General features: G+C 43.5%; 8 protein-coding genes, 1 tRNA gene and 2 rRNA genes. 5 read left to right on the top strand and 6 right to left on the bottom strand.

Annotated features, from left to right (window positions below; genetic code table 11):
• Together PN457_RS07230 and rrf are read left to right on the top strand one after the other, a co-directional pair.
• Positions 1–161, top strand: a 23S ribosomal RNA gene (locus PN457_RS07230); the annotation flags it as partial.
• 57 nt (positions 162–218) lie between these two features.
• Positions 219–336: ribosomal RNA gene (rrf, locus tag PN457_RS07225) — 5S ribosomal RNA — on the top strand.
• 51 nt (positions 337–387) lie between these two features.
• Here the strand turns inward: rrf and nadA are convergent.
• On the bottom strand, positions 388–1,362 hold the full coding sequence (nadA, locus tag PN457_RS07220; protein WP_271732313.1) for a quinolinate synthase NadA: 975 nt from the start codon (positions 1,360–1,362) through the stop codon (positions 388–390).
• A gap of 150 nt (positions 1,363–1,512) precedes the next feature.
• Here nadA and PN457_RS07215 point away from each other — a divergent pair, with 150 nt between their 5' ends.
• Both PN457_RS07215 and PN457_RS07210 read left to right on the top strand, forming a co-directional pair.
• A complete protein-coding gene (locus PN457_RS07215) occupies positions 1,513–2,418 on the top strand; it encodes a TIGR04168 family protein (protein WP_271732311.1) in 906 nt (301 codons plus the stop codon).
• Positions 2,419–2,563: 145 nt separating this feature from the next.
• Positions 2,564–2,648, top strand: a tRNA-Ser gene (locus PN457_RS07210).
• 92 nt (positions 2,649–2,740) lie between these two features.
• Here PN457_RS07210 and PN457_RS07205 read toward each other — a convergent pair.
• Both PN457_RS07205 and PN457_RS07200 read right to left on the bottom strand, forming a co-directional pair.
• Entirely contained in the window at positions 2,741–3,643 is a 903-nt protein-coding gene (locus PN457_RS07205) for a S1 RNA-binding domain-containing protein (RefSeq protein ID WP_271732309.1), read from the bottom strand.
• A 175-nt stretch (positions 3,644–3,818) separates the two neighbouring features.
• Positions 3,819–4,568 (bottom strand): dienelactone hydrolase family protein, encoded by a 750-nt coding sequence (locus PN457_RS07200; protein ID WP_271732307.1) that lies wholly within the window; start codon positions 4,566–4,568, stop codon positions 3,819–3,821.
• A 207-nt stretch (positions 4,569–4,775) separates the two neighbouring features.
• Between PN457_RS07200 and PN457_RS07195 the strand changes: the two genes are divergently transcribed.
• Positions 4,776–5,759, top strand: a complete 984-nt coding sequence (locus PN457_RS07195) for a GntR family transcriptional regulator (RefSeq protein WP_271732305.1) — start codon at positions 4,776–4,778, stop codon at positions 5,757–5,759.
• Between the two features lie 73 nt (positions 5,760–5,832).
• Here the strand turns inward: PN457_RS07195 and PN457_RS07190 are convergent, their stop codons facing one another.
• The 3 genes from PN457_RS07190 to clpP form a co-directional block, all read right to left on the bottom strand.
• Positions 5,833–6,744 carry an alpha/beta fold hydrolase gene (locus PN457_RS07190; RefSeq protein ID WP_271732304.1) on the bottom strand — a complete coding sequence of 304 codons (912 nt, stop codon included), beginning with the start codon at positions 6,742–6,744 and terminating at the stop codon, positions 5,833–5,835.
• 97 nt (positions 6,745–6,841) lie between these two features.
• Positions 6,842–8,176: an ATP-dependent protease ATP-binding subunit ClpX gene (clpX, locus tag PN457_RS07185; RefSeq protein ID WP_271732303.1), complete on the bottom strand. Its 1,335-nt coding sequence runs from the start codon at positions 8,174–8,176 to the stop codon at positions 6,842–6,844.
• A gap of 9 nt (positions 8,177–8,185) precedes the next feature.
• On the bottom strand, positions 8,186–8,884 hold the full coding sequence (clpP, locus tag PN457_RS07180; protein WP_271732301.1) for an ATP-dependent Clp endopeptidase proteolytic subunit ClpP: 699 nt from the start codon (positions 8,882–8,884) through the stop codon (positions 8,186–8,188).
• Between the last annotated feature and the right edge of the window lie 109 nt (positions 8,885–8,993).

The raw sequence follows: 8,993 nt of genomic DNA, 5'->3' as shown, positions 1-8,993 counted from the left end.
ATAACCGCTGAAAGCATCTAAGTGGGAAGCCCACCTCAAGATGAGTGCTCTCACTACTAAAGTAGGTAAGGTCACGGGCAGAACACCCGTTTATAGGCTCTATGTGGAAGTACAGTAATGTATGTAGCAAAGGAGTACTAACAGACCGAGGGCTTGACCTCATCACTCTGGTTTTCGCGTTACTTGCAGTCTTCAGGGTATCTGACCCACTATTTTTTCCTGGTGTCTATGGCGCGGTGGAACCACACTGATCCCTTCCCGAACTCAGAGGTGAAACGCTGCAGCGGCCACGATAGTTGAGGGGTAGCCCTCCGCAAAAATAGCTCGATGCCAGGTTTAATATTATACGACAAAACACCCCCCCAAGGGGTGTTTTGTTTATACAGATTAACTGCTCATCTCCAGCATCCGTTGTATTGGTCGCAGCGCAGCCTGGCGGATATCCTCTGACATTGTGATTTCCGGAATACAATTTTTCATCGCTAAATATAATTTTTCCAAAGTATTTAACCGCATAAATGGACATTCGTTACAAGCACAGTTGTTCAATGGCGGGGCAGGAATAAAGTGCTTTTCCGGGGAAAGTTTCTGCATTTGGTGAATAATACCCGGCTCTGTAGCCACTATAAATTCTTTTGTAGGGCTGTTTTGACAATATGTGAGTAAGGCGGCTGTTGAGCCGATGAAACTTGCGTGGCGCAATACGCTAGTTTCACATTCTGGGTGAGCGATCGCCTCAGCTTGTGGGTGTGTAATTTTCAACTCCACAATCTTCTTTTCAGAAAATGTTTCATGAACAATACAGCTCCCGTCCCATAGCAACAAATCTCGTCCGGTTTGTTCCATCACATACCGTCCCAAATTCCGATCCGGAGCAAAAATAATCGGCTGTGTCGGTGGTATTTGTTGCACAATCTTGACAGCATTGGAACTGGTGCAGATAATGTCACTCATGGCCTTAATGTCGGCAGAGCAGTTGATGTATGAAACCACTAGATGATCTGGATGTGCTGCTTTAAAAGCTGCAAAAGCTTCTGGTGGACAACTATCTGCTAAAGAACAACCAGCATTTAAATCTGGTAAAAGCACTAACTTATCAGGGTTAAGTATCTTTGCTGTCTCCGCCATAAAGTGAACACCAGCAAAGACAATCACATCTGCATTTGTCTGGGCTGCAGCTTTGGCTAATTGCAAGGAATCCCCAATAAAGTCGGCGATATCCTGAATATCCGGATCTTGATAGTAATGAGCCAGGATCACTGCATTGAGTTCCTTTTTTAGACTCTCAATGGCAGTAAATAAATCTAGTGGTAGTTCACCAGTTTGGGTTTTGTTTTTTTGAGGTAGTGCGGTGGTAAACACAGTTAGGAGTTGCCTTAAGTTCCACGTTTTTGTTCTGTGGATTCAATTATAGTAGTTTTTACCAAAAATAGTAGGGGGTCGATATCCCGTCTGTTCTGTGCAAATCCGGCGGAGTTTCATATGCTGGATATAGACGGCAAGGAAAGTGGCATGACCAGTCAGAAAACCAAATCAATAACCCTAAAAATTGCTGTAGTTGGAGATGTTCACGACCAGTGGGAAGTAGAAGATGGCATTGCACTCAAGTACCTAGGTGTTGACTTGGTGCTGTTTGTGGGCGATTTTGGCAATGAATCGGTGGATGTGGTCAAAGCGATAGCCTCCCTGGATATTCCCAAAGCAGCAGTGATGGGAAACCACGATGCCTGGTATACTGCCACGGAATGGGGACGGCGGAAATGTCCATATGACCGTTCTAAGTCAGATTGGGTACAAGAACAACTCGATTTATTAGGACCTGCCCACGTAGGTTACAGTCGGCTGGATTTTCCCACCTGGAATTTAACTGTGGTGGGAGGTCGTCCTTTTACCTGGGGTGGACCAGAGTGGAAATTTGCGGACATCCTGCAACAACGGTATGGTGTGACGAGTATGGAGGAATCCACTGACCTGATTGTCAAAGCCGCAAACAGCGCCGCTCATGACACGATTATTTTTCTGGGACACAATGGACCTAGTGGTTTAGGCGATCGACCCGAAGACCCCTGCGGTAAGGACTGGCATCCCATCGGTGGTGACTTTGGCGACCCAGACCTGGGCGCGGCGATTTCTCAGGCTCTCACGTCCGGTAAAAAAATTCCTCTGGTGACGTTTGGTCATATGCACCGCACCCTCAGACATACAAAAACAGTCCAGCGCAAAGCTGTATTTAAAAGTCCAGAGGGAATCATTTACCTAAACGCAGCAAATGTACCCAGGATTTTGGAAAATCAGGGGCAAAGGCTGCGCAATTTTTCCATTGTCTCCCTAGAAGCCGGTGAGGTCTCCCAAGTCTCCTTAGTCTGGGTAGGCTATGATTTCCAGGTGACTGTAGAGGAAATTCTCTATAGGCGATAGCCCAGGATGCCAAAGATATTTTTCTTTAGTAGTGCCATCTGTGTAGATGATCAGATATATTATGATATGTCGGCTTGTTAATATTTGGCAAAGGCGCTATAATCCTATATTGTCGTATGTTTATTATAAGTTCGACAGTTTTATTGGAGAGGTGGCAGAGTGGTCGATTGCGTCCGACTTGAAATCGGATGAGGCTAAAACCTCCGGGAGTTCGAATCTCCCCCTCTCCGTTTGCAAATATATTAAGCTTACCCGGGTTAGAAAACCGGGTAAGCTTAAGCCAAGACGCAAAAGCGCAAATAATTGCCGTGAAACTATGCCCCTATTCCGCAGATTTCTTACTAGCTCGATTAGCACGCGCTTCGGCTGAAGCCATTACTTCATCAAAATTCTCCAAGATTTCACCAGGGAAATTTTCTAAAATTCTTGTAGAAAGAGCAACACGACCTTTACCTTCATCTAAGTCAATAATTACAGCCTTAATTGTTTGACCAATTTGAAAGACCTTTTCTAGAGAGTCAATGAATTTTTGGCTGACTTGCTTAATATGTAGCAAACCACTCAGACCATCTAAATCTACAAATACTCCAAAAGGTTTAATACCAGTAACTTTACCTTCTACTAGCTCATTTAGTTCTAATAAGCTGAAGTTGCTAGAACGAGTAGCCAAACGTTGGGAAAGTATAAGTTTTTTAGTGTCAGGATTAATTTCTAAAAAACTCACGGTCAAACTTTGGCCTTTTAGCGCTTCTAGATTATCACGTTCGGCTAAGTGCGATCGCGGAATAAACCCTCGCAAGGAAAGCAGGTCAACAGTAACACCACCTTTATTCACACCGGTGACCCTGACTTGCACCGTTTGACCGCCTTCTTGCATTTCGGCGAGTCGTTCCCAGATTTGCCGAATTTCCAACTGTTTTCGGGAAAGGGTGACTTGACCTTCTGCATCCTGATCTCGGATAATCAAAAACTCTAGTTCCTCATGCAATGGCAGCACCTCCGATAAATCGGTCACTGCTCTCAAAGAAGCCTCATCACGGGGGAGAAAAGCGGATGATTTGCCACCAATATCTACATAGGCTCCATTAGGGTCAAGTTGAAATACTTTCCCGCTTACAACTTGTCCCTTTTGAAACTGGTAGTCGTGTACTTCTAGTGCTTTGGCAAAATCGTCCATAGTAAAAGACGAATTGGCTAGTTGAGAAAGTTTCGATTCGGAGTTCATGACGATTAAAGATAAATTATTATTTGATGTGATGCCACTGGAGTTGCACTAAACCCCTAACAAGTTCCGAGCTAGTAGGAGTGTTAGGTAATTATGGCATGATTATTTGGTAGGGAAAACAACCTAAAATAGCTTGAATAGTCCCCAATCCAGGGACTTTCCCCTGCTTTTGTCTCTAGGCTCCTAACACACTGCCAAAAAGTTGTTTCACCTGCTCCCAAGCATCACCTGCGGCTTTAGGATTATAGCTGGCGCGATGGTTACAGAAAAATCCGTGTTCAGATCCATCGTAGCGAAACACTCGATGAGAAATTTTATATTTTTCTAATTCTGCGGCAATTTCATCGACCTCTGCTGCGGGGATGCTGACATCTTCCAAGCCAAAAAAAGTATATATTGTGCCTCGGATATCCGGGGTACGGGTGATGGTAGGAGCGCCACCGCCAGGGGTGCGAGTAGTAATACCAGCACCATAGAAGGAAGCAGTAGCTTTAATATCTGGTAGGGTAGCAGCAAGATAAGCCACATGACCACCAAAACAAAAGCCAATACAGCCAAAGCTATCGGGTTTCAGGTGGGGCAGGGTCTTGAGATAGTCAATGGCTGATTGAATATCACGCAATAACTCTGATGCTTGAGTCTGTTTCCAAGCATATTTTCTGCCAATTTCAATATCCTCTGCGGTGTAGCCTGTTTCAAAATCAGGGGCTTGACGTTGAAAAAGTGCCGGGGCGATCGCCACATATCCTTGTTGAGCAATTCGTTCTGTAACTTCCCGAATGTGAACATTGACACCAAAAATCTCTTGTAATACCACAACACCAGAATAAGAACCAGGTGCTTGTGGCTGTGCTAAATAAGCGGATATTTGTAGATTATCTTGCGAAATCTTCAACTTTGCTGTCTGTATAATTTTTTCTTCCATAAAAATTTCTACCTGTGTTGTGTAATTAAGTATTTAATGATTTGATATCAATATGGCAGTAAATGTAGCTATTTCCCAAGAAAATTATCAATTAGCAAAAATTGCGGGAAAAAATTTTCCCTCGAAAAAATAAATGTGTACATAACATCTTTAATACTAATCGATACACTCGGTTAGTTGCCTTTACTAATATCAATAGGTTTGGTCATGATTAAATTCCGTATTCAGCCAGACAGTGAAATACCCGCTTCCAGTCAGCTATTTAATCAAATTCAGTTTGTCATCGCCTCCCGACAATATCCACCTGGATATAAATTGCCGAGCACAAGAGCGTTAGCAATGCAAACTGGGTTACACCGTAATACCATTAGCAAAGTTTACCGGCAGTTGGAAGAGGACGGTTTTGTAGAAAGTATAGCTGGTTCGGGAATTTATGTGCGGAGTCAAGGTCATGAATACGGTAGCAAGCTGCAATACCCATTCATCAGAAAAGAAACTGAAGATGGGTATAAACTAGTGCAAAAAGCACTGGATGAGATGTTATCTCAAGGCTATTCACTGCATCAAGCGCGGGAGATATTTTTAGGTGAAATTGATTGGCGCTTAAGTTGTAGCGCCCAAGTATTGGTTGCAGTTCCCTCCCATGATATAGGTGTCGGGGAATTGATGGTATATGAATTAAAAATATCTCTAAAGATACCTGTACAGTTGGTAGCGATAGAAGAATTAACGGCCTTGTTAGATAAAACTACTTCGGCTACAGTGGTCACAAATCGTTATTTTATCAGCGATGTAGAGGCGATCGCCGCCCCAAAAGGCGTACGTGTGATTCCCCTGGATATCTACGACTACAGCAAAGAACTGGAACTACTCAAAAGCTTACCGAAGGAGAATTGTGTAGGTATAGTGAGTCTGAGTTCCGGGATTGTTCGTGCTGCACAAGCAATTCTTCATGGTTTACGAGGCGATGAACTATTAATCATGACTTCCCAGCCAAAAGATGCTTATCAAATCAGAGCCATTGTCAAGCGGGCGGAAGTAATTATCAGCGATCAAGCCAGTTTCCCAACAGTACAGGCCGCACTACAAGCATCACTAGAAGAGATTATTCGTCCACCCAAACTGATTAAAGTGGAAAATTATATTGGGGCTACATCGATTAATTTGTTAAAACGTGAACTGGGACTTTAGCCACATAGCCTTTCCCAATATGAAATTTATCTGTGTTTATCTGTGGTTTAACTTTATGGCTACGCCACGCCAGCTATTGGTATACCTGACTCACCTGTAGAAACTCGTCTAATACTTGTAAGTAAGTTGAAGCATCTTCTAACATAGGAAAATGGGATGTATTAGGAATAATGGTAAACTTAATATTTTCGCTCCCTGATGCGGCCTGACGACCCATTTGCGCCGGAATAATTTGGTCATACTCACCAGCCACCAGCAAAACTGGTACTTGCACCTTGGCAAACTCTTGGGGCATTATCTCCGCTTGCGCTTTACTAACTGAGGTATAAATTGTACCTAAAGCTGTATCATAGTCTGCTTGCAGAAAATCTTGCAAAAAAGCCTGACGTTCAGAACTAGCAATTGGGCTATGCAAGAATCTAGCCATAAATATTCGGTCAACTAATGGTATTTTACTTAGCCACTTAGGACGAAATTTGACTACATAACCACCAAATTTATGAAAAGCCGTAAAGGCTTTTTCGTCGTACTGAAAAATACCACTACAGGTTAAAATAGCTCGTTCTACTCGTTGGGGATAGCGGTTAATAAACAATGTTGCAATAGATGCACCCATGGAATGAGAGTTAATATAAACGCGTTGGAGTTGCAACTCATCTAGTAAAGTTGCTAAATCCTCAGCATACTCTTCTAATTCATAGCTTAACTCTTTGATTGCTACTGATTTGTCTGGGTTTGACTGGGACGTTACAACAGATGCACCGGATTCGACTATATTAGGTTTTCCGCGAGAACGACCAAAACCCCGCAGATCGTAGAGTAAACAATCAAATTGGTCTGCTAAAGCATCAGCCGTACTTTTCCAGTACCTCGCTGACCCCCCCCAACCATGAATAAAAACCATTACTGGCTTTACCGAAGAACCAGATGGTTTTTTCACCCACTCATAGTAATGCTCAACACGACGAACACAAATATAAGGCATTTTTCCAGAGTCGAAAATCAAAAGTCAAAAGTCAAAAGTCAAAAATCAAAAGTCAAAAGTCAAAAGTCAATGACCAGTGACCAGTGACTAATGATACCTACGCTGATTCTGGCTTAGGTAGGGAAGAAGGATGTACTATTAATTCAGCTGTTGAGCGCTTCTCTACCATTTCCTTAGTAATCATGCACCGAGTGACATCCTCGCGGGATGGTAATTCGTACATGACATCAAGCATTAGTTCTTCCACAATACCCCGCAAGGCTCTAGCGCCCGTTTTCCTGCGGTAGGCTTCTTGAGCGATCGCCCGCAAAGCATCCTGTTTAAAATCTAATTGAACGTTATCCATGTTGAGCAGCTTCTGGTACTGTTTGACCAAAGCACTGCGTGGTTGGGTGAGGATTGCCATCAGCGCTTCTTCATCCAAAGGATCTACTACAGCTACCATTGGTACTCGTCCGATAAATTCAGGAATCATACCAAACTTAACTAAGTCATCGGGTTCGAGATGGCGCAGAGTATCAGCAACCCGCTTTTCTTTGGACTGACTGTCCCCCGGTTGGACAAAACCCATTGACTTTTTACCCACTCTCTGATCTACTACCTTCTCTAAACCCACGAAGGCACCACCACACACAAAGAGAATATTGCTCGTATCAATCTGGATACAATCTTGATAAGGATGCTTACGACCTCCTTGAGGTGGCACATTGGCGATTGTTCCCTCTAACATTTTCAGCAAAGCTTGCTGAACGCCTTCACCGGAAACATCGCGGGTAATGGAAGGATTTTCACTCTTGCGAGCTACTTTATCTATCTCGTCAATGTAGATAATTCCTCGCTGGGCTTCCTCCACATCCAAATCTGCCACTTGTAACAGTCGCAGCAGAATATTTTCTACATCCTCACCAACATAACCTGCTTCTGTGAGTGTCGTGGCATCAGCCACAGCAAAGGGTACATCCAAGATTGTGGCTAAGGTTTGAGCCAAAAGGGTTTTGCCACAACCAGTTGGACCAATTAACAAAATATTGGACTTTTGCAGTTCTACAGCATCGTCTGCGCCATTTTTACCTTTCGATTGAATGACTGCCAGCCGTTTGTAGTGGTTATAAACTGCCACAGACAGAACTTTTTTGGCCTCGTCTTGACCGATAACGTGTTCGTCTAGATAATTTTTAATTTCTCTAGGCTTGGGAATTTGGTTAAATGAGAGATTAGAAGAGCGGGCACGACGTTTTGGAGGTGTTTCTGACCTTGGTGCTGGTTGTGACGCAGCCGTATTCGTGTCCAGTAGCTCTTCGTCTAGGATTTCATTACACAAGTCAACGCATTCATCGCAGATGTAGACTCCCGGACCTGCGATTAATTTACGAACCTGCTCTTGAGACTTGCCACAAAAAGAACATTTTAAATGGGAGTCGTACTTAGACATACCAGCCTCTTATTTCAGAATGGTGACGTTTTCCCCGGCGGTGGGAATATTTTGTCTGGAGATGACTTGATCAATCAAACCGTAGTTTTTTGCTTCTTCTGCCGACATAAAAAAGTCGCGTTCGGTATCTGCCTCAAGTCTTTCTAGAGGCTGACCAGTATGATGACCGAGTAACTGATTCAACTTAGCCTTCACATAAAGAATTTCTCGCGCTTGAATCTCAATATCAATGGCTTGACCTTGAGCCCCACCCAGTGGTTGGTGAATCATGATGCGAGAGTCAGGTAAAGACATCCGTTTACCAGCAGAACCGGCGGCCAACAGGAAAGCCCCCATACTTGCGGCTAATCCAAAACATATAGTAACAACATCCGGGCGTATTTGTTGTATTGTATCATAAATTGCCATCCCCGCGTAGACAGAACCCCCGGGGGAATTGATATACAACTGAATATCTTTCTCCGAATCTTCCGCGTCTAAGAACAGCAATTGAGCAACAATGGAATTAGCAACAGCATCATCTATGGGAGTACCCAAGAATATAATCCGCTCTCGCAGCAAGCGGGAGTAAATGTCAAAAGCACGTTCTCCCATGCCAGACTGTTCTACCACCATCGGTACAATGTTGCTGGGTCGGCTCAAGTGAGAGCTAATTTTGATTGTGCTTAAACTATGGATGGGATGATTTCCCGACTGGGATAGAAGCATATAAGAATAATTGAGAATTAAGTTAGGAGGGGTTTGCTGGCAGTTATTGCCGCCTTGTGAACTGATGCAGTTTTATTTGAGCTATTTGTTAACCATTATGCCTCATATA

Source organism: Anabaenopsis arnoldii (genome assembly GCF_028331025.1).
Lineage (GTDB): Bacteria > Cyanobacteriota > Cyanobacteriia > Cyanobacteriales > Nostocaceae > Anabaenopsis > Anabaenopsis arnoldii.
The sequence above is the reverse complement of the archived record's forward strand: the minus strand, read 5'-3'. Positions and strand labels throughout refer to the sequence as shown.